The organism is Neisseria sp. P0009.S007, from assembly GCF_051962515.1.
The window spans coordinates 1-492 of sequence record NZ_JBQCVF010000866.1 but is presented as its reverse complement, the minus strand read 5'-3'; the positions used below and the strand labels follow the sequence as shown (position 1 = coordinate 492).

General features: G+C 59.3%; 1 protein-coding gene. It reads left to right on the top strand.

Features of this window, described 5'->3' with window-relative positions; genetic code table 11:
* Nucleotides 1-41 precede the first annotated feature (41 nt).
* Nucleotides 42-492, top strand: a 451-nt coding sequence (gene waaF / locus ACTHS3_RS16830) for a lipopolysaccharide heptosyltransferase II (RefSeq protein WP_440368621.1), incomplete at its 3' end; no start/stop codon positions are given.

Genomic DNA, 492 nt, shown 5'->3' with positions numbered 1-492 from the left:
TTCCTATACAATATCGCGCAATACAAACCCACCCTACCACCATGTCCAAAAAAATCCTTATCATCACCCCGAGCTGGATCGGCGACTGCGTCATGACCCAGCCGCTTTACCGCCGCCTGCACGAACTCCATCCCGGCTGCACCATAGACGCATTCGCGCCCAAATGGTCGATGGCGGTGTTCGAGCGTATGCCCGAAATCAGCCGCGTCATTGAAAACCCGTTCGGACACGGCGCGTTGGATCTGAAAAAACGCTGGCGCATCGGGCGCGAACTGGGCAAACAAGGTTACGACCAAGTCATCGTCCTGCCCGGCTCGCTGAAATCCGCCCTCATCGCCTTCGCCACCGGCATCAAACAGCGCACCGGCTACGTCGGAGAATCGCGCTATCTGCTGCTCAACGACATCCGCAAGCTCGACAAAGCCGCCCTGCCCCTGATGGTTGACCGCTACACCGCCCTCGCCCATCCGACGCAGGCGGACTTCAACGGAC